At 47.6% G+C, this 18,534-nt stretch carries 19 protein-coding genes and 1 riboswitch; of the genes, 13 read left to right on the top strand and 6 right to left on the bottom strand.

All coding sequences use genetic code 11. From position 1 onward, the window contains the following. Nucleotides 1-2 precede the first annotated feature (2 nt). Together KNP96_RS06370 and KNP96_RS06365 are read left to right on the top strand one after the other, a co-directional pair. The gene (locus KNP96_RS06370) at nucleotides 3-638 is read left to right on the top strand and encodes an ABC transporter ATP-binding protein (protein WP_251135740.1); all 636 of its coding nucleotides are present in this window, start codon (nucleotides 3-5) and stop codon (nucleotides 636-638) included. 97 nt (nucleotides 639-735) lie between these two features. Continuing rightward, a complete protein-coding gene (locus tag KNP96_RS06365; protein ID WP_214769617.1) occupies nucleotides 736-951 on the top strand; it encodes a hypothetical protein in 216 nt (71 codons plus the stop codon). A gap of 103 nt (nucleotides 952-1,054) precedes the next feature. On the opposite strand, the gene KNP96_RS06360 is transcribed toward KNP96_RS06365, so the two are convergent. Continuing rightward, on the bottom strand, nucleotides 1,055-1,360 hold the full coding sequence (locus tag KNP96_RS06360) for a hypothetical protein (protein WP_088836850.1): 306 nt from the start codon (nucleotides 1,358-1,360) through the stop codon (nucleotides 1,055-1,057). A 132-nt stretch (nucleotides 1,361-1,492) separates the two neighbouring features. Between KNP96_RS06360 and KNP96_RS06355 the strand changes: the two genes are divergently transcribed. The 4 genes from KNP96_RS06355 to KNP96_RS06340 all read left to right on the top strand — a co-directional run bounded on the left by KNP96_RS06355 (nucleotide 1,493) and on the right by KNP96_RS06340 (nucleotide 4,204). Beyond that, nucleotides 1,493-2,227: a nuclease-related domain-containing protein gene (locus KNP96_RS06355; protein WP_214767556.1), complete on the top strand. Its 735-nt coding sequence runs from the start codon at nucleotides 1,493-1,495 to the stop codon at nucleotides 2,225-2,227. 40 nt (nucleotides 2,228-2,267) lie between these two features. Then, nucleotides 2,268-2,576, top strand: a complete 309-nt coding sequence (locus KNP96_RS06350) for a hypothetical protein (protein ID WP_214767559.1) — start codon at nucleotides 2,268-2,270, stop codon at nucleotides 2,574-2,576. Between the two features lie 104 nt (nucleotides 2,577-2,680). Further along, entirely contained in the window at nucleotides 2,681-3,103 is a 423-nt protein-coding gene (locus KNP96_RS06345; RefSeq protein ID WP_088836853.1) for a MarR family winged helix-turn-helix transcriptional regulator, read from the top strand. A gap of 72 nt (nucleotides 3,104-3,175) precedes the next feature. Continuing rightward, the gene (locus tag KNP96_RS06340; protein ID WP_214769615.1) at nucleotides 3,176-4,204 is read left to right on the top strand and encodes an ABC transporter permease; all 1,029 of its coding nucleotides are present in this window, start codon (nucleotides 3,176-3,178) and stop codon (nucleotides 4,202-4,204) included. 43 nt (nucleotides 4,205-4,247) lie between these two features. On the opposite strand, the gene KNP96_RS06335 is transcribed toward KNP96_RS06340, so the two are convergent. Next, nucleotides 4,248-4,889, bottom strand: coding sequence for an SDR family oxidoreductase (locus tag KNP96_RS06335; protein WP_214769612.1), 642 nt, complete (start codon nucleotides 4,887-4,889; stop codon nucleotides 4,248-4,250). Between the two features lie 207 nt (nucleotides 4,890-5,096). Between KNP96_RS06335 and KNP96_RS06330 the strand changes: the two genes are divergently transcribed. The 3 genes from KNP96_RS06330 (at nucleotide 5,097) to KNP96_RS06320 (ending at nucleotide 7,725) form a co-directional block, all read left to right on the top strand. Next, the gene (locus KNP96_RS06330; RefSeq protein ID WP_214769609.1) at nucleotides 5,097-5,918 is read left to right on the top strand and encodes a transporter substrate-binding domain-containing protein; all 822 of its coding nucleotides are present in this window, start codon (nucleotides 5,097-5,099) and stop codon (nucleotides 5,916-5,918) included. A gap of 90 nt (nucleotides 5,919-6,008) precedes the next feature. After that, nucleotides 6,009-6,956: an ATP-binding cassette domain-containing protein gene (locus tag KNP96_RS06325; protein ID WP_251135739.1), complete on the top strand. Its 948-nt coding sequence runs from the start codon at nucleotides 6,009-6,011 to the stop codon at nucleotides 6,954-6,956. Nucleotide 6,957: 1 nt separating this feature from the next. Further along, nucleotides 6,958-7,725, top strand: coding sequence for an ABC transporter permease (locus KNP96_RS06320; protein ID WP_214769606.1), 768 nt, complete (start codon nucleotides 6,958-6,960; stop codon nucleotides 7,723-7,725). Between the two features lie 51 nt (nucleotides 7,726-7,776). On the opposite strand, the gene KNP96_RS06315 is transcribed toward KNP96_RS06320, so the two are convergent. The 4 genes from KNP96_RS06315 to KNP96_RS06300 form a co-directional block, all read right to left on the bottom strand. Beyond that, nucleotides 7,777-8,652 carry a hypothetical protein gene (locus tag KNP96_RS06315; protein WP_214769603.1) on the bottom strand — a complete coding sequence of 292 codons (876 nt, stop codon included), beginning with the start codon at nucleotides 8,650-8,652 and terminating at the stop codon, nucleotides 7,777-7,779. A gap of 55 nt (nucleotides 8,653-8,707) precedes the next feature. Continuing rightward, nucleotides 8,708-9,301 (bottom strand): undecaprenyl phosphate transporter UptA, encoded by a 594-nt coding sequence (uptA, locus tag KNP96_RS06310; protein ID WP_088836862.1) that lies wholly within the window; start codon nucleotides 9,299-9,301, stop codon nucleotides 8,708-8,710. Nucleotides 9,302-9,405: 104 nt separating this feature from the next. Continuing rightward, on the bottom strand, nucleotides 9,406-10,728 hold the full coding sequence (locus tag KNP96_RS06305) for a Na+/H+ antiporter family protein (protein WP_088836863.1): 1,323 nt from the start codon (nucleotides 10,726-10,728) through the stop codon (nucleotides 9,406-9,408). A 142-nt stretch (nucleotides 10,729-10,870) separates the two neighbouring features. Further along, complete coding sequence (locus KNP96_RS06300; RefSeq protein ID WP_088836864.1) at nucleotides 10,871-11,422, bottom strand: beta-class carbonic anhydrase; 552 nt, start codon at nucleotides 11,420-11,422, stop codon at nucleotides 10,871-10,873. Nucleotides 11,423-11,754: 332 nt separating this feature from the next. Here KNP96_RS06300 and adhE point away from each other — a divergent pair, with 332 nt between their 5' ends. From adhE to KNP96_RS06280, 4 genes are all read left to right on the top strand, one after another. Then, on the top strand, nucleotides 11,755-14,349 hold the full coding sequence (gene adhE, locus KNP96_RS06295) for a bifunctional acetaldehyde-CoA/alcohol dehydrogenase (RefSeq protein WP_214769600.1): 2,595 nt from the start codon (nucleotides 11,755-11,757) through the stop codon (nucleotides 14,347-14,349). 149 nt (nucleotides 14,350-14,498) lie between these two features. Continuing rightward, nucleotides 14,499-14,599: riboswitch (TPP riboswitch) on the top strand. A 137-nt stretch (nucleotides 14,600-14,736) separates the two neighbouring features. Beyond that, the gene (locus tag KNP96_RS06290) at nucleotides 14,737-15,489 is read left to right on the top strand and encodes a 3-oxoacyl-ACP reductase (RefSeq protein WP_214769598.1); all 753 of its coding nucleotides are present in this window, start codon (nucleotides 14,737-14,739) and stop codon (nucleotides 15,487-15,489) included. Nucleotides 15,490-15,526: 37 nt separating this feature from the next. Next, the gene (locus KNP96_RS06285) at nucleotides 15,527-16,864 is read left to right on the top strand and encodes an LLM class flavin-dependent oxidoreductase (protein ID WP_214769596.1); all 1,338 of its coding nucleotides are present in this window, start codon (nucleotides 15,527-15,529) and stop codon (nucleotides 16,862-16,864) included. Between the two features lie 148 nt (nucleotides 16,865-17,012). Beyond that, nucleotides 17,013-18,428: a hypothetical protein gene (locus KNP96_RS06280; protein WP_214769594.1), complete on the top strand. Its 1,416-nt coding sequence runs from the start codon at nucleotides 17,013-17,015 to the stop codon at nucleotides 18,426-18,428. Nucleotides 18,429-18,534 lie beyond the last annotated feature (106 nt).

The following is an 18,534-nucleotide window of genomic DNA, read 5'->3' as shown; positions in this document are numbered from 1 at the left end:
TGATGATTACATTAACAAACGTCAGCAAACAATATAAAGGACATGAATTATTTCACGACCTGAACGCCTCGTTCGAACTAGGAAAGATTTACGGGATAACGGGTGTCAACGGGTCCGGTAAGTCCGTGTTATTTAAGATGTTATGCGGGTTTGTCTTTCCGGACGCGGGCACGATTGAAGTCGATGGACAAATCTTGACGGGGAAACACCGCTTTCCGAAAGACTTCGGCATCTTAATTGAACGACCGGGCTATATCGGTCAACTGGATGGATTCAGGAATTTAAAGGAACTCGCCCGGATTCAAAATAAAGTCGATGATGTGACGATTCGCCGGGCGATGGAACAAGTCGGACTGGCACCGAATTTGACCCAAAAGGTCAAACATTATTCGCTCGGAATGAAGCAAAAACTTGGAATCGCGCAAGCCATCATGGAAAATCAACAAGTCTTGTTACTCGATGAGCCGTTTAATGCACTCGATGCAGAAAGTGTCGAGCGGATTCGAACACTGCTCGTGCAGTATAAAGAAGAAGGACGGACGATTTTCCTGACGAGCCATCATCAACAGGACATCGATTTGTTATGTGACGAAGTCTATAAGATTCAAAATGCACAGTTAAAAAAAGTGAATCAATAATCTGATTATCTTTTTTGGATATTTTTGTAATGATTAATAAATCGAGAAAATAATCACAGATGTGTTTGACTGACAGATCGAAGAAGGGAAGAATGACATGGATTTAATCTTCATGATGAAGGAACGGCTCGGTCTGTTTGCATTTTTATTCGGATTCCTACTCCTGAACGCCATGCTCCTCGTGGCAATTTGGAAAGTGAAAGTTCAGCTGCCAAAACCGTTGTTGGTCTTGTTGACGATGTGTTGTACGTTTTTCATCTTTGCGACGATTGGTTTCATCGTCAGCACGTTATCATTTGGATATAATTCATAATGATGTTTTAAATTATGACAATAATTGAAGGAAAGCAAATAATTTATCCACCGAATTAAACAGGCAAACTTTCCACTCACTTAGGGAAGGTTTGCCTGTCTTTTTAGTTTGATGAATCAAAATGAAGAGAATCGACATACTGCTTAGCTTCGAGTAATGAATAACCAAGTTGATTTCGGACTAGTTTAACAGCTTCCACCATCTGATCCTCTTGAAGAAGGTGTTTAACTTGATGTTGGAGTTTAACCTCATCCGCATCTACTCCCGGCATTCCAAGGTGAATTTGAATACGTTTAATTTCCTTCGTTAATTGCTGTTGCTGGATCCGCTGCTTGGCTAGTTGTTGTGAAATCGATTGCCAGATGATGGCAAGAAACAAGACGGGCAACCATGTGAATAAAGCATCCATCAATGCATCCACCTCCTTTTGTTCACCGTAGCATAGATTGTACCATGTAACAAATAGTGGAAAAGTCATGAGAATACGTTTATTCTTAATAAGTGGTAAATAAAGGTTTTTTAGGTGAAAGGAATGAAAAAAGTGGAAAAAATCATTGTATCGTTAATTCCGTTGTTAGTCCTCATAGGTGGTGTCATGTTCGGTGGTTTCGTCGTGACGCTCTCAAGTCTGTATTACTTACGGCGCCGCTCATTTGAACGAAGTACATATAAGCAAGTAACACAAGAACGATTCCTCAAAGCGGTCCGTGACAAAGGGCTGTGGGGCGAGTATTTGACGACACGCCAACTAGAAAAGATCGACGGATACGGAAAGTTTGTCATCAATACATATGTACCAAAAGCACGGGGGAAAGGCCTGACGGAAATCGACGTCACGTTCATTCATGAGAGCGGGATTTACGTCCTCGAATCGAAAAACTACAGCGGCTGGATTTTCGGGAAAGAAGCGGACCGCCAGTGGACACAGATGTTCAAGAATCGGTTCAAGCAAAAATTCTACAACCCGATCAAACAAAATGAACAGCACTTGAAGAGTCTTCAAAAGTTTTTGTCTGAAATGGTTGAGGCAGATGTTTTTAAATCACTGATCGTCTTCAGTGAACGGTGCGAACTGAAGAAAATCACGGTCGATTCGAGCCATGTCCATGTCATCAAGCGGAATGAGTTACGCCGGACCATCAATAAACTGGCGACGGTTAATCGTTTGACACGAGCACAAGTCGATAACGTTTACGAGGAGCTCAAGCAACGGTCGCAAGTCGATCAAATGATTAAAGACGCGCATATCGAATCGATAAAATCGTTTACGTCGTAAAAAATCAAGTGAGACACGTTAATGAAAAGGAAGTGAGAGCATGGCTATTCATCAAGAACCTATCGATTATATTGACATCGATGCACCTCAACATAGTCGAGATGCGTACTATCGGATAATTTATGGTGATGTCGACTGGGAAGAAAACGGGGATTTTAAACGGGCCATTTATGTTTTGATGGGATATGGTAAAAAATTAGCTTATCGGAGAGTTGCTCACATTTTGACGACGCCAAATACACCACACGATCTTTCGGACTTAGAAAAAGTGTTAACTGCAATGGAACGGTTGAAAAATCGAAATTCAACATACAATGATAAAGCAAAAACTGCAGACAAACCGGAATGATTGTTTAATTTTAATTTCATTGACAACTCCTCTTCCTGACCGGTATAGTGAGTAAGTCGAAATAATAAGTAGTGCAACTATTTATCGGGAAGAAGGGGAAGCATGTGAAGGAAGTCGATTGGTCGCTTGGCATGCAGCTGTCGCGCAGCTATCATTCATTTAAACGGGCGGCGACGAAGCGGATGGACGTGCACGGTCTGACACCGGAACAACTCTCTGTCTTAAGTGAATTGCATAAGCAAGAAGGTGTTTCCCAAAAACAGTTAGCGCTCGTGACGGAACGGGATCAAACGACAGTTGGGAAGATTCTTGATAAGCTTGTCAAAAAAGGGTTCGTCATGCGAACGTCTGATCCGAGAGATCGCCGTGCGTTCATTCTTTTGACAACAAAAGAGGGTGTCCACGTGCTTGAATTGCTTGAACCGACGCTTGATGCGTTGCAAGAGCAAGCGTTTCAAGGGCTGACGAAAGCGGAGATTGAACAGTTCATTCGGACGCTTGAAACCATTCACAAAAATGTGACGTGAGTGGTTTTCTTTTTTGATTAAATAGTTGCACATGCTATTATAAGCGATGCATATAAAAAGGGGATACAAAAAATGAAGACAATGAAAGACGTATTTGCAATCACACAAACAAAAGTCGGGCTGATGTTCGCCCTCGTCGTACCGGTTCTCTTCCTCGTCGTCTGGATGACAGGGTACCAGGGTGCGACGGAACGACTGGATCAATTACGCGTCGCGGTCGTGGCGGATCAAGGCTCGGCAGATTTCTATCAACAGTTCAAAGCTGAAAGTCCATTTACCGTCTCGCAAGTCAATTCAACAGAAACCGGACTGAAGCAACTCGACCAGGGTGATGTCGAAATGGTCCTCGTCGCGGATTTGACGAATGAACAGCGCTTGACGTTCCATGTCAATCAGGCCAATGCAGAGTTCGCTAATGGAATCTTGAAACAGGGAGCGGGACAAATCGTCAATCAACTGAATGGAGACGTCCCGTTCACATCCGATATCATCATCGAACATCACGTGTCAGAATTCTCGACGTCGATGTTACCGATCATCCTTGGCTTCGTCATTTACATCGCTGTCATGACGATGGGAATTCAGTTTAATCTCGTGACACAAATTCTTCAGAAGCAACATCAAAAGTGGTCGCTCTTTTGGAGTAAACAATTGTTGCATGGCATCGTTCTTGTCGTCGTTCCACTCGTCATGGTGACGATTGCCTTCTTGTTCTCGGATAGTGCAGCATCCTTTTTAAAAGTCTGGGGATTCCAAGTCTTATTAACAGCAGCCTGTATCAGTGTCACGCAAATGAACTTTGCGATATTCGGACCAATCGCACCGCTCGTCAACGTCGCGTTGATTCCGTTCCAGTTGATGACGGCAGGAAATATCGTGCCACCATCGATGCTCGCACCGTTCTATCAGTCGCTCGGTCAGTTTCTTCCCGTCCCGAATGCAGTCGCAGGACTGACACGATTAATTTACTTTGATGGAGATATCTCGAAGTATGCCTTTAACCTGGTAATCATTTTAATTGTGACGTTAGGCATTACGTTGATCGTAACGGCAATCCGTCGCGAACAAGCACACATCGTTGAAGTGAAACAAGCGTCATGAAAAAACGAGCGACCTCCGGAATCGGGGTCGCTCGCTTTTCGTTTTATGCAAATACGTCAGCGATTGGTGTTTCGCCTTCGAGGAGTGTGATCGTTTGACGGGATGCCGTTTCTTGTCCGATTGAAGCAACGATGACGGCTGCGACATCTTCGCGGGCAATTGATTTTGTATCCGCATCAGACGGATCAGTCGTGACGGCACCTGTTCCGGCATCGTCCGATAAACCGCCGGGACGCAAAATCGTATAGTTGAGTTTGCTGTCACGTAACAACCGGTCGGCATAGTGTTTTGCGACATAATACGGTTTCATGCTGTCAGACCAAGTCTCCGGCGAATCGGCGTTCAAGGCACTGACCATGATGAATTGTTTTGCGTTTTGTTGCTCGGCTGCCGCAATTGATTTAGCGGCACCGTCTAAGTCAATCAACATCGTCTTATCGGCACCGGTGTGTCCGCCGGATCCCGCTGTGAAGATGACGACGTCGCTATCTCCGAGTGCGTCCTGGATCGATGCCATGTTCTGCTCGAGATCAAGCAGGACAGGAGTCAGTCCGAGTGCTTCAAAGTCTGAAAACTGGTCAGGTGACCGCAGACCGACGCGGACTTCATGAGTTGAGTCACTCAATTGTTTGGCGACGTGCCGTCCTACTTTCCCGTTCGCTCCGATAATGAATACTTTACTCATCTTACATTCCTCCATTTCGCTAATTGATTCTTTTTTATTATGGAAGAACGGTAAGCCGGAATGCAATCGAGAGGGCTTGGCACAACGCATCGAATGGAACCGATTTGACGAAATAATCAAAAAAATCTTGGATAACATAACGCAATATGATACTGTTTTGAGTATTACACAGAAAAAAGCGTCAGACAGAGAGAGGAAGCGAGCAGAGTGAATAAAAGAGGATTAGCACTTGGAGGAAGTCTGTTGCTTTCTGGTCTATTGGCAGCAACACGATTAAAAGATGTCACCGGTTCGTTCAGTGTCGGGAAACAAAACGTCTTCACGACGAAAAAGATCGTCGTCGGAACGACCGGAGATTATAAACCGTTTACGTACTTGAACCGTCAGACGAATCAATATGAAGGGTTCGATATCGACGTCATCCGCTCGTTTGCCGAGAAAGCCGGACTGGAAGTCGAATTCGTCCCGACGACATGGGGGACGCTGACACGTGACTTACGTGCCGGGAAATTCCATATGGTCGTTGGCGGCGTCACGAAGAACATCGAACGGGAGATCGTCGGCGACTTCACGAAAAGCTATCTATCGTTTCAAAAGACACCTCTTGTCCGCGCTTCCGATCTCGATGTATTGACGTCAATCGAAACAATCAATCGTCCCGATGTGACAATCGGCCTGAATCCGGGCGGCACAAATGAACAGTTTGTCCGGCAGACGTTCGATCAGGCGCATATCGTTATGTATGCGGATAATTTGGCGATTCCGGCGGCAGTCGCGACGGGAGAAGTGGATGTCATGATCACGGATACCGTCGAAGCGATTTATTACGCATCGCTTGATGTCCGGTTAGGTGCCCCGAAAATTAAGGAAAAATGGATTCCGGCCGAAAAAAGTTATCTCATTCAAGATCGGCAAACGGAAGTCCTGGATGTCATGAATCTTTGGATGAATTCCTATGAAGGAAAACAACGGATTGCGCAATTAAAAGACAAGTGGTGTGTCGCTTCGGTCGCACACGACGTGGTATAACGAATCAAAGCAACGGGCAAATCCATTTGGGGTTTGCCCGTTGTTGTGCAAACAAGGAAAAGGGGGTAAAGGTAATGAAGCAACGTAAAGATGGTCTTAGTGCAGAAAGGACGGATGACCGTGATTGAAGTAGAGCAGTTGACGAAGGAGTACAACGGGAAAAAAGTAGTCGACCAGATATCGTTTCACGTAAAAAAAGGAGAGATTTTTGCTTTTCTTGGACCGAACGGTGCCGGCAAGTCGACGACGGTTCAAATGCTGACGACGTTGATTGCCGTCTCGTCCGGTCACGCGACGATTAATCAATACGACATCGAACGCGATCAAAAAAACGTCCGGCTCCAGATCGGCGTCGCTCTGCAGGAAACTGGTATCGATAATGATTTGACGGGGCAGGAGTTGCTCGTACTGCAAGGTAAATTGTTTGGTTTTTCCGAAGAGAAAGCAGTCGAACGAGCCCATGAATTATTGGAGCTTGTTGGTTTAGCAGCAGATGGCAAACGCCGGTCCGGTACGTATTCCGGCGGGATGAAGCGGCGGCTCGACTTGGCACTGACGCTCGTTCACCAACCGACCGTCCTGTTTCTCGATGAACCGACGACGGGTCTTGATCCGGCAAGCCGGTTACAGATTTGGACGGAAGTCCGGCGCTTGAATGAAGAATACGGGACGACGATTTTCTTGACGACACAATACTTGGAAGAAGCGGATCAGCTGGCGGACCGGATCGCGATCATCAATGACGGTAAGTTGATCGCCGAAGGAACAGCGGCAGAACTGAAAGCGATGAACGGAGCTGAACGAATTGAAGTTGTCCTTGAAGACGAATCCGCCAGTGAAGCGTTTCGAGCGGCATTTTCGGGACGGATTGAAAAAGAGACCGTTCTCCTGCCGTCGGATGGAACAGAGACGCTCAAACAAGTCGTCCGCTATTTGGATGACCATCAGCTGACAGCACGATCGCTTGCCGTCAAACAGCCGTCACTCGATGATGTTTTCATTCAGTTGACCGGTCAAGCGTATAAGGAGGACAAGTGACATGTGGCGGGAAACCTTGATTTTGACAAAACGCAGTTTACTCGTGACGTTACGGAATCCGTTCTCATTCATCCCGAATTTAATCATCAGCGTCTTTTTCCTGCTCGTCTATACGAGCGGATTATCCGGCATCTCGAGTCTGCCCCAGTTCGGCGGCGTTGATTACTTGAACTTCATCTTGCCGGTCTCAATCGTCTCTGGTGCAGTCGGCGGGGCAGGGGGTGCCGGGCAGGCGCTCGTCAAAGATATCGAGAGCGGTTACTTCGCACGTTTGCTGTTGACGCCGGTTTCGCGGACAGCCATCGTCCTTGGACCGATGCTTGCCGGGATGTTACAGTTGTTCGTCCAGACGTTGTTAATCTTCAGCATGGGCTTTTTACTCGGATTATCGATTCCAGCCGGAGCCGCCGGATTTTTCTTGACGATCATCCTTGCGCTCGGCTTCGGACTCGCCTTTGCCGGCTATTCGGTCGGAGTCGCCTTGAAAACACGCAATGCACAGGCGGCGCAAGCCGGAACATTGTTGTTCTTCCCGTTGATTTTCCTATCGACGACATTCGTCCCGAAAGAATTGATTGAGGCGGAATGGTTAAAGATTGCTGCGACGGTCAACCCGACGACCTACATCATGGAAGGGATGCGGGCCGTTTTGCTACGTGAGACGATTGACTGGAGTGTCTATACGCAAGGGGTGCTTGTCGCGGCTGTTCTCAGTCTTGCGATGGTTGTGTTTGCGGCACTCAACGCGCGGGGAGCACTCAAAAAATAATGAAAAACACCTCGAATTCGAACAAAAAAAACTGTTCGAATTCGAGGTGTTTTATACTGTTCTGAAACTTAAATCATTTAATTTTCCTGTATAAAGACGTGTATCTGTCGTCAACACAATTTGATTCTTTCGCATCTTGATGGTTCCGGACAAGCGTTCATCCTGCTCCGACATGAAGGACATACGTCCTTGCTCGACATACCGTTTTCCTTGTTGCTGTAAGACGTGGGTCTGCGTATTATCCGTCGAGACGAGATAGTCCTTATAAATAGCAAAATCTGTGAACGGCCGTTTCGGTGCGTGGAACGCCTGACTCGTTCCTCCTTGCAGTTGAACGATCCGGTAGTCGGAGTAATAAAAGAACCAGACATCATTCGCAGACGAGACGTTCATTGCATAACAGTCATCGATGGGATAGTCGCGATTTTTAAAGACGACTTTCCCCTGGTCGTTAAAAGCGACGAGGCCGAACGACCCAACTGAATTGGTCGCGGCGTCAGCAAAGACGCCTTCATCGAAATAACTGACCCAAATGTGGTCACGCTCATCGACTTGGACATTTTGAATTCCGTCATCTAGACAATAACTGTCAATCAGATGACCGACTTGATCGTAAATAAAAGCATTCGGTAACCATGATCCGTCGACATCGTCATCACAACGCGAGGCGACGAGCAGGATCCGTCCGTCGGAAAACGATTCGACATAACTGAATTCAACGTCTTCCTGGGCGATGATGATCGTATTGCGCCACTGGTCATGAATCCGATGGACATGCAAGAAAGGACGGTGCCGTTTTTCATCGTAGATTTGTTCGACGAGTAGAATATGACCGGCAATCGTCAGTCCCGTCGCGATATGCGTTCCACGGATATGTGAGGCAGTGACACGATCCAGATGCATGGTTACGGTTTTTGATGTCTCCAATAGAAATCACTCCTTTTAAAAAAAGCCTGTCGCAGTAGGACAGGCTGTAAACGGATTACGTCGTACGTTGGCGTTTCTTGAGGGCGACGTACAAGACGATCATGACGACCGCTGCGATTAAGATGCCGTTCGTATAGGGAGCGGCGACGTCTTTAATCGAGCGCCAGTTCGTTCCGAGTGTCTCACCGAGATAGAGAAATAAAATCGACCACGGGATGATCGCGAGAATCGTGTAGATTGAGAACTTTGTTTGATCCATTTTGGCGAGACCTGCCGGAATGGAGATCGCATGGCGGACGACGGGGATGAATCGTGCCCCGAAAATGACACCTTGTCCGTATTTGACGAACCAACGTTCCGCGAGATCAAGATGGTGTTCCGTGATCAATACATATTTTCCGTACTTCAAGATGAGGGGACGACCGCCGTAGCGGGCGAACCAGTACAAAAACAATTGCGAGAACAATCCACCGATGACGGCGGCGACGATAGCGAGTGGCCAGCCGATCGTCCCTTGAGAAATCATGAACCCACCATAGGATAAGACGATCTCACTCGGGATGATTTCAATCATCAAGCCAAGCGCGATTCCGACATAACCTAAGTCGGCTAAATATAGTAAGACGGTATTGACGACGCTAGATAACACGTTCCACACTCCTTTAATTGCACTTCATCCCTTCATTTTAGAGAAGTCCACGCAAAATGGAAAGAAAAAAATCACCCCGTCGTTAAAACGAGATGATTTCTTCATTAAAGAATGACGGCAGCAATCGTACCGAAAATCAGCAATGGTAAGTTGTAGTGTAAAAATGTCGGAATGACCGTTTCACGCATGTGATCGTGTTGTCCGTCAGCATTCAATCCGCTCGTCGGTCCGAGTGTCGAATCACTTGCCGGACTACCGGCGTCACCGAGTGCACCGGCTGTACCGATGATGGCAATCGTCGCCTCGAGACTGAATCCGTACTGGATGCAAAGCGGCACGAAGATGGCGGCGATGACCGGAATCGTCGAGAAACTTGAACCGATTCCGACAGTGACAAGTAATCCAATCAATAGCATGACGAAGGCAGCGACGAGCTGCGAATCGCCCATTAACGATTTTGAGTTTTCAACGAGTGGTTCGATATCACCTGTCTCACGTAAAACGTTTGAGAAGCCATTCGCTGAAATCATGACGAATCCGATGAACGACATCATCCGCATACCGCGTGTGATGACATCGTCTGCTTCGCTGAAGCGGACGAGTCGTAACACGAGGAAGAGCAGGAGGCCGGTCGTCGCGGCGATGATCATCGATTCCGTCGTCAATTGGACGACGAGCGTCGCGATGACGACAATTGAACTCAGTAATAATTTGGATTTCGTGACGACAGGAATCTCGTAATCGTCCGGTGCGATGTTCCGCATCTCATATTCACGCGGTTTCCGGTAATTGTATAAACCGAGTAACAATCCGAACAACATCCCGAGCGCCGGAATCGCCATCGCTTTGATGACTGATGCGCCAGCGGTGTCCATCCCGTTTTCTTGTAAGTTCGGTAACAGAATCTGATTGAGATAGATATCACCGAAACCGATTGGTAAAAACATATACGGTGTGACGAGACCAAACGTCATGATGATGGCCATCCGGCGCCGGTCAATTTTCAAATCATTAAACAGACCGAGTAACGGCGGGATGATGATCGGAATGAAGGCGATGTGAATCGGCAAGACGTTTTGTGAACTGATTGCGAGTAATAAAATCGCGAACATGATGAACCCTTTTAACTTCTTGACCGACGTCGCATCGGCACTTCCTTTTGAGCGAGCAATCAAGCTATGTGCGAGGGCGTCCGGCAAACCTGTTTTCGACAGGGCGACGGCGAACGCACCAAGCAAGGCATAACTGAGGGCAATTTCTGCGCCGGCTCCAAGACCGCCTGAGAAACTTTCGATCGTTTTCGTTAAACCAAGACCGCCGAGTAAACCACCGGCGAGAGCGCTGATGACCATCGCGAGGACGATGTGGACACGGAAGATGGCTAAGACAAATAAAAGGATAACGGCTAAAACAACAGCATTGAACATAACTATAAAACCACGCTTTCTTTTGGTATCACTGTACTATACTAAAGTATCATACAGACCGTTCTTTTTGCTGTCAAGAAAAAAACATAAAAAGGCACGACCGGTGTCGGTCGTACCTTCTTTCTACTATATAAGGACAAGTTTAGCAATCGACGCGGTCGAGTTTCCCTGTTCCCGGGTCGATGACGAGCCCGTGGACGTTCGTGCCCGGTGGTAATAATGGATGGTTTTTAATCAGACCGACGGAATGACTGACGTTTTCTTCGACTGACGTGAACCCGCGTAACCATTGTTTCAAGTCGACGCCGGATGCTTCGAGTGTCTTTAGGACTTGTTGATTGATGCCGCGTCCTTCCATCTCGGCAATCATGTTTGCCGGGTCGATCGTACTCATGCCGCAGTCATGGTGACCGATGACGATGACTTCTTCCGCCCCGAGTGCGTATAAGGCGACGAGGATCGAGCGCATGACGGAACCGAATGGGTGTGACAGAACGGCCCCGGCATTTTTAATGATTTTTGCATCGCCGTTTTTCAGACCGAGCGCGTGCGGGAGGAGTTCCGTCAAGCGGGCATCCATACATGTTAAGATCACGACCTTTTTATCTGGGAATTTATCCGAGATGAATTGTTCGTATTGTTTTTCTTCGACGAATTGTTCGTTGAACGCAAGCATTTGATTGACGATTGTCATGAAACTTCCTCCTTCAAAACAAATAAATATGTATCTTTTAATAGATTACACGATGTTTCGTCCGTCAGACAAGCAAAGAAAACAGGTGCTGTGAGAAAAGTCACAGGCAAGGAATTCAAAAAGGATGCCTTGTCCGACAACACTTTTCAAGAATGAGAACGTTTTCAATGATGTGAAATAGTTCACAGGATGGTCATGCACAAATCATCAAAAAGGCGGTATGATTGATTTGTGAAGGAAAGCACAAACTATTGAATATCAGCTTGGCATTCCTAACATTTAGTAGGGAAATGCAGACTCAGATTCGTTCCAAAATAGGGAGGAAACCTAACATGGCTGTCAAAGAAAAAATTAAACAAGACGTATCACCTGTCGAACAAACGATCAATAAAATCGTCGCAAAAGGTCAAACCGCATTACAGGAATTATTGACATTTGATCAAGAGAAAATCGATACGATCGTCCGTGACATGGCGCTTGCCGGTCTCGAACGTCACGTTGAACTGGCACGACTCGCCGTTGAAGAAACAGGACGTGGTGTCTTTGAAGATAAAATGATTAAAAATATGTTTGCGACGGAATATATCTATAACAGTCTCCGTGAAGAAAAAACGGTCGGCGTCTTAGAAGAAGATGTTCAAAACGGACTAACATATATCGCAGAACCGGTCGGTGTCGTCTGTGGCGTCACACCTGTGACGAATCCGACATCAACGACGATGTTCAAAGCGTTGATCGCGATCAAGACGCGTAACCCGATCATCTTCGCCTTCCACCCGTCAGCGCAAAACTGCTCACTCGAAGCAGCGAAAACGTTACGTGACGCGGCTGTCAAAGCGGGCGCACCGCGTGACTGTATCCAGTGGGTCGAACAACCGTCACTCGAAGCAACAAAAATCTTGATGAACCACACGGATATCGCGATGGTCCTTGCGACCGGCGGAGCCGGCATGGTCAAATCAGCCTATTCAACAGGTAAGCCGGCACTCGGTGTCGGACCGGGGAACGTCCCGTGTTACATCGAAAAAACAGCAAAAATCAAACGTGCCGTCAGTGACCTTGTCCTCTCCAAAACGTTTGATAACGGAATGATTTGTGCATCGGAGCAAGCAGTCATCATCGATCAGGAAATCTACGCGGAAGTTCGGGCGGAGATGGAAGCACTCGGTTGCTACTTCTGTACAGCAGATGAGAAAAAACGTCTCGAAGCGCTCGTCATCAAAACCGATACATGTGCCGTCAATGCTGACATCGTCGGGAAACCGGCAACATGGATCGCAGCAAAAGCCGGCATCGACGTCCCGAGCAACACCGTCATGCTCGTCGCAGAACTTGAAAAAGTCGGCTCAGAAGAACCACTCTCACACGAAAAACTAAGCCCTGTCCTTGGTGCGTATAGCGTCCAGTCAACGGAAGATGCGTTCCATGTCGCCGAACGGATGCTTGAAATCGGTGGCCTCGGTCATACGGCAGTCATCCACACGACGAATGACGACTTGATGACGGCATTCGGAATGCGGATGAAAGCCTGCCGGATTCTCGTCAACAGCCCGTCAGCACACGGTGGGATTGGTGATCTGTATAACGAATTGACACCATCACTGACACTCGGTTGCGGCTCTTACGGGAAAAACTCCGTCTCTGAAAACGTAACGGCGAAACATCTACTCAATGTCAAGAAGGTGGCGAGACGACGCGTGAACATGCAGTGGTTCAAAGTACCGGAAAAGATTTTCTTTGAAAAAAATTCAGTCCAATACTTGAAATCGATTCAAGATGTCTCACGTGCGTTGATCGTCACCGATCAAGCGATGGTCGAGTTCGGCTACGCGGATAAAGTCATCCGCAACTTACCGGCAGGCGTCAGCTACCGGATCTTCGACCAAGTCGAACCGGATCCATCGGTTGCAACGGTTCAGACAGGAGCGCAAGCGATGCGCGACTTCAAACCGGACTTGATCATCGCCCTCGGTGGCGGATCAGCGATGGATGCAGCGAAAGGCATGTGGCTCTTCTACGAGCAACCGAACGAAACGTTCTCGAACTTACGTCAAAAGTTCCTCGATATCCGGAAACGGGCCTATAAATTCCCGGCGCTCGGTAACAAAGCGAAGTTCGTCGCGATTCCGACGACGTCCGGAACAGGATCTGAAGTCACACCGTTTACCGTCATCACGGACAAAGAGAAAAACGTCAAGTATCCAATTGCTGACTATGCGTTAACACCAGACGTCGCAATCATCGATCCGGAATTCGTCATGACGGTCCCGGCATCAATCACGGCGGACACCGGAATGGACGTCTTGACACATGCGACAGAAGCCTTCGTCTCCGTCCTCGCGAACGACTATACGGACGGACTGGCGCTAAAAGCGATCAAGATGATCTTCGACTACTTGCCACGCGCTTATGCGAATGGTGACGATGCCGAAGCACGCGAAAAAGTTCACAATGCGTCAACGATGGCCGGAATGGCGTTTGCCAATGCCTTCCTCGGGATTAACCATTCGATCGCGCACAAAATCGGTGGGGAGTTCCACACGCCACACGGTCGCACGAATGCGATTCTGATGCCACACGTCATCCGCTACAATGCAGCGAAACCGACGAAACTCGCTTCGTTCCCGAAATATGAATCATTCATCGCTGATGAACGGTACGCAGAAATCGCCCGTTATCTCGGACTACCGGCAGCGACGACGGAACAAGGTGTCGAGTCACTAATCCAAGCGATCACAGAACTCGGACAACAGTTGAACATCAAAATGTCATTCAAAGCCCAAGGCATCAAAAAAGCCGACTTTGAAGCAAAACTCGACAAGATGGCCGTCGATGCATTCGAAGATCAATGTACGACAGCGAATCCAAAAATGCCGCTCGTGACGGAACTTCGGAACATCATGGAGCTTGCGTACGAAGGCGTATAACAGAGAAAAAAATCATGGCAATTCAAAAGAGCCTTGCTTCCGGTCGACGGAGGCAAGGCTTTCGTTCGTAATCAGAAGAGACACCGATAAAACTGTCTTGTCATTATTGACAGATATTTCTAAGACCGCTAAAGTGAAGGTAACTTGAATAGAATCACTAGGGGTGTTGCTAAACTGAGATGAGTAGATACTCAAACCCTTTGAACCTGAACTAGTTCGTACTAGCGTAGGGAAGTGTAGACTCTAATAAACCAGCGAAGACCAGTCTGTCGGTTTTTTGTTATGTGATTATTTAGACGTGCGCAACTTTCCTTTTGGAGAGTTGCGCTTTTTTTGTTTACGACTTCGCTATTTAAGTTGCAAAAGACGATGAAGGAGTGGAAGACAGTGAACAGAACGGTAGTAGTGACGGGAAGCAGTCGGGGACTTGGCGCGACGATTGCAAGAGTATTGGTGAACAATGGGTTTAAAGTTGTGATTAATTATTATAAGAGCAAGGATGCGGCAGAGGAACTCGTAAATGAGCTCGGTGCAGAACATGCCATTGCCCTGTATGCGGATGTCACGAAGCGAGAAGACGTCGAGACATTGATGCAGTCAGCGACAGCTCATTACGGACAAATCGATGTCGTAATCAATAATGCATTAGTCGATTTTAAGTTCGATCCGCGCGCTCAAAAATCATTCATCGATTTGGAATGGGAAGATTATCAAAAACAGTTGGATGGCACGTTGAAAGCAGCGTTCCACGTCGTGCAAAGTGTCCTGCCGCAGTTCATTGAACGAAATAACGGCACCATCATCAGCATCGGCACGAATCTGTATCAAAACCCGGTAGTTCCCTATCACGAATATACGACGGCAAAAGCAGGGTTGATCGGCTTTACGCGTAATCTTGCATCAGAGCTAGGACAGTACGGCATAAACGTGAATGTCGTCTCCGGCGGCTTGTTAAAAGTGACAGATGCCAGTGCTGTGACGACCGCTGAAGTATTCGATTTAATTGCCCAATCAACTCCGTTAAAAAGAGTGACGACGCCGGAAGAGGTGGCGCAATTGGTCGCCTTTTTAGCGTCAGAAGCCGCCTCTGGCATTACCGGTCAAAATCTAACCGTAGATGGCGGATTGACGATGAACTGATGTCAGCGTTCAGGAGAAAGGAGTCAGGGACCTAAAGATGACGAAAACGAAGCAGTTAAACATCGGTGTTTTATTGTACGGCTGTGGCCATCATCAAGCGGCATGGTTAATGCCGGATTCTGCGATTGAAGAAATCGGGGAGAGCGGTTATTATCAGCGATTGGCTCAACTAGCGGAAGCGGGTTGCCTGGATGCTGTATTTTTTGCTGACAATCAATCTTTTCCTGCTGCAAACGCAACTGAACTACCTGCCTTTTGGCTCGATCCTGTAATCAATTTAACCGCTATTTCTCAAGTAACCCATCATATCGGGTTAGTTTCAACGATATCGAGTACGTTTTCAAATCCGTATACAGCGGCGAGACAACTGTTAAGCCTTGATCACGTGACGAACGGGCGTGTCGGCTGGAACCTGGTGACGTCGATGACGGACTGGGAAGCGTTAAACCATAGTATGGATAGGCTCCCTGCAAGGGACGAACGGTATCAAAAGGCGGATGAATTTGCATCTGTAATGGAAAAATTATTTTTATCCTGGGATCGAGCTGATTTCCTTTCGAGCCGGACGGACAACCGGTTGATTGATCCTGAAAAGATTCAACCATTCCATCATAGCGGGACCTACTTCAACGTAAAAGGTCCTTCGTCTACACCGCGTAGTCCTCAAGGGAAGCCGGTGGCAATGCAGGCGGGTGCATCTGCCCAAGGGATTGCACTTGCATCGAAGCACGCGGATGCCGTCTATTCGGTGTCGTGGAATGTAAAGCAAGCGAAAGCATTCCGGGAAAGTCTACAGAAACAAATCAAAGAAAGTGAGTCACCGGAGCGGCAGATTAAAATCTTTCCAGGATTGGTTACATACGTCGGTCGAACACGGGAAGAGGCGCTGGCGAAGAAAGCCGAACTGGATGAAAAATTACCGGTCGCGAATGCCTTGAAGCAACTGAGTTTCTTTTTGCAACAGGACTGTTCTGATTGGGATCTTGACAAAGCGGTGCCGTCCTTACCGCCTGTCGATGCGTTTTCAGGACCGGTCGGACGCTATAAAACGATTCTTGAAATCATCGATGATACAAAGCCTACACTAAGAGAACTGTTAGGTTATCTGGCAGCTGGTGGGGGACACCTGACACTGATAGGTACACCGGAAGAAATCGTCGATCAGATGGAGCTGTGGTTTGAAATGGGTATCGCAGACGGATTTAATCTGATGCCGCCGTCACTCCCATCAAGCTTAGAGGATTTTGTAGACCTGATCGTTCCTGAACTGCAAAAAAGAGGGTTGTTTAGAGAAGCCTATCAAGGGACTACGCTTCGGGAACATTTTGGTTTAGCTCAGGTGGGGGAGTCGGACGTGAAAAAATTCGTAAACTAAGCGTTCCTGCCAATCAGAGTCGGAGTCAGGGAAGTAGCCCGTTCGTCATGGACGAGCTACTTTTTGTATTTAATGCAGAAGATTCGTTTTCAAATCACCCGGAACAGGAATAACTATACAAACAATCTAGTCAAGGGGAGGCGCTTTTATGGAGCGGAGGCAACAGCGAAAGGAACGCTCGCATATGTTACGCAATATCTTGTTTGGTATAGGACTCGCTTGTATTGGTTTTCTCGTCCTGTTCGGTGTCATGACCGTTCTCGTCCAACAAATCGAGAAATCTGCCGATTACCAGGCGTTCGTGGAACTGATGCAGGACGCGGACGTCTCGTGGACGACACTGGAATTGACCCTCGTGTTCCTCCTGTTTTTCATCAGCGGAATGGCTGTCACGTTGCCGGAAGCCGTCAAAGAGGGATTGACGAATCAACTGATTGGCGCAAATGATACGGGGAACATCTTATCGGTTTTCGGAATCGATCTCAATCAAGTCTTGGAACCCCTGTCCTTCCGCGCCGAATATGGGAGTCCCTTCTTATCGATTTTCGGAATCGGTCTATTCCTAATCTTATTCTTAGTTTTACGGATCGGTGCAACGCGTGTGACCTGGACGATTCGAACAATCAGCTTTTTAGCGGCGAGTTTCGTCTTGTTTGCATTTACGTTCAATACAGGACTCGGGATTGATGTGCTGACAATTGATCAAGCGACCGTCTGGAATGGAATCTTCATTTTACTCTTTTTGACAGGACTGTTTTATCTCGCGTTTTATCCACGACAACTGTCCGGTATGTCAGCCGCCGCCCGTGCTGCGATCATTATTCTGATGGTCGCAAGTAGTGCACAACTGTTCTTTACGGTGACGGATGAAGCGAAATATGAGGGGGACGCCTCGACCCGGACCTGGTTGACTGTTTCGAGTTTAAACGCAGGCAGTGACGGCTGGTATGATTTGATGCACGGCAGTCAAGTGACCTACAAGGCAAATGTCCTTGGTGCAAGATTAAATGTCCCGGTGACGTTTTTGAACGGGGAAACCGACGTGACGCGGTTGAAACAATCGATGGAGGACGTCGTCAACCGAATCGACGCCGAGCGCGTCACGAATCAATTGTTGACTGTCATCGGGGGAGAACGTCCCGATTTATCGAATACGCGTTTGACGCTTGACGCAGTCGATTACGGGACGGCACGAAATGTCGTCCTTGCGATGGACGCTCGGTCGGCCGGGCAAACGGCGGCCGCTGATCAAGTCGAACAGGACAAGCCGTTCCCGTTTTGGCTGTTTCTGATTGTCCCGTTCGTCGTCTATCTCCTTGTCAGCATCCGGGCCTTTAAGAAAATATACGATCCCGTCGTTTTCGCTGTTGCGACCGGTTTGATTAGCTGGTTCATCTGTTCGCTGACGGGGACATCGTTTGCACTCTTATGGCAGGACGATGCTCTCATCCGGTTCAGTCAAGAGACGGCGACGGTGACGACGATTCTCTATGCGACGGTACTGGCACTGATTGCCGGTTTCATCGGTTACGCAATCAAACGACAGCATCATGGTGATAGATGAAGGGTGAAAACTGTTTCCCGTAAGTTCGGGGAGCGGTTTTCTTTTTTACAAGTAAATTTGTAAAGGTTCAAGGTTAATGTAAAGCCAATTTGTGGAATTAGTTAAG

The sequence above is a fragment of the Exiguobacterium sp. s133 genome (assembly GCF_018618595.1).
In the GTDB taxonomy this organism is placed as follows: domain Bacteria; phylum Bacillota; class Bacilli; order Exiguobacteriales; family Exiguobacteriaceae; genus Exiguobacterium_A; species Exiguobacterium_A oxidotolerans.
This window is presented reverse-complemented; position numbering and strand designations above follow the sequence as displayed.

Bases quoted from the DNA above. Each gene is read 5' to 3' on its own strand.
- KNP96_RS06370 (WP_251135740.1), top strand. From the start codon at position 3: ATGATTACATTAACAAACGTCAGCAAACAATATAAAGGACATGAATTA.
- KNP96_RS06365 (WP_214769617.1), top strand. From the start codon at position 736: ATGGATTTAATCTTCATGATGAAGGAACGGCTCGGTCTGTTTGCATTT.
- KNP96_RS06360 (WP_088836850.1), bottom strand. From the start codon at position 1,360: ATGGATGCTTTATTCACATGGTTGCCCGTCTTGTTTCTTGCCATCATC.
- KNP96_RS06350 (WP_214767559.1), top strand. From the start codon at position 2,268: ATGGCTATTCATCAAGAACCTATCGATTATATTGACATCGATGCACCT.
- KNP96_RS06340 (WP_214769615.1), top strand. From the start codon at position 3,176: ATGAAGACAATGAAAGACGTATTTGCAATCACACAAACAAAAGTCGGG.
- KNP96_RS06335 (WP_214769612.1), bottom strand. From the start codon at position 4,889: ATGAGTAAAGTATTCATTATCGGAGCGAACGGGAAAGTAGGACGGCAC.
- KNP96_RS06325 (WP_251135739.1), top strand. From the start codon at position 6,009: ATGGTCTTAGTGCAGAAAGGACGGATGACCGTGATTGAAGTAGAGCAG.
- KNP96_RS06320 (WP_214769606.1), top strand. From the start codon at position 6,958: ATGTGGCGGGAAACCTTGATTTTGACAAAACGCAGTTTACTCGTGACG.
- KNP96_RS06305 (WP_088836863.1), bottom strand. From the start codon at position 10,728: ATGTTCAATGCTGTTGTTTTAGCCGTTATCCTTTTATTTGTCTTAGCC.
- KNP96_RS06300 (WP_088836864.1), bottom strand. From the start codon at position 11,422: ATGACAATCGTCAATCAAATGCTTGCGTTCAACGAACAATTCGTCGAA.
- adhE (WP_214769600.1), top strand. From the start codon at position 11,755: ATGGCTGTCAAAGAAAAAATTAAACAAGACGTATCACCTGTCGAACAA.
- KNP96_RS06285 (WP_214769596.1), top strand. From the start codon at position 15,527: ATGACGAAAACGAAGCAGTTAAACATCGGTGTTTTATTGTACGGCTGT.
- KNP96_RS06280 (WP_214769594.1), top strand. From the start codon at position 17,013: ATGGAGCGGAGGCAACAGCGAAAGGAACGCTCGCATATGTTACGCAAT.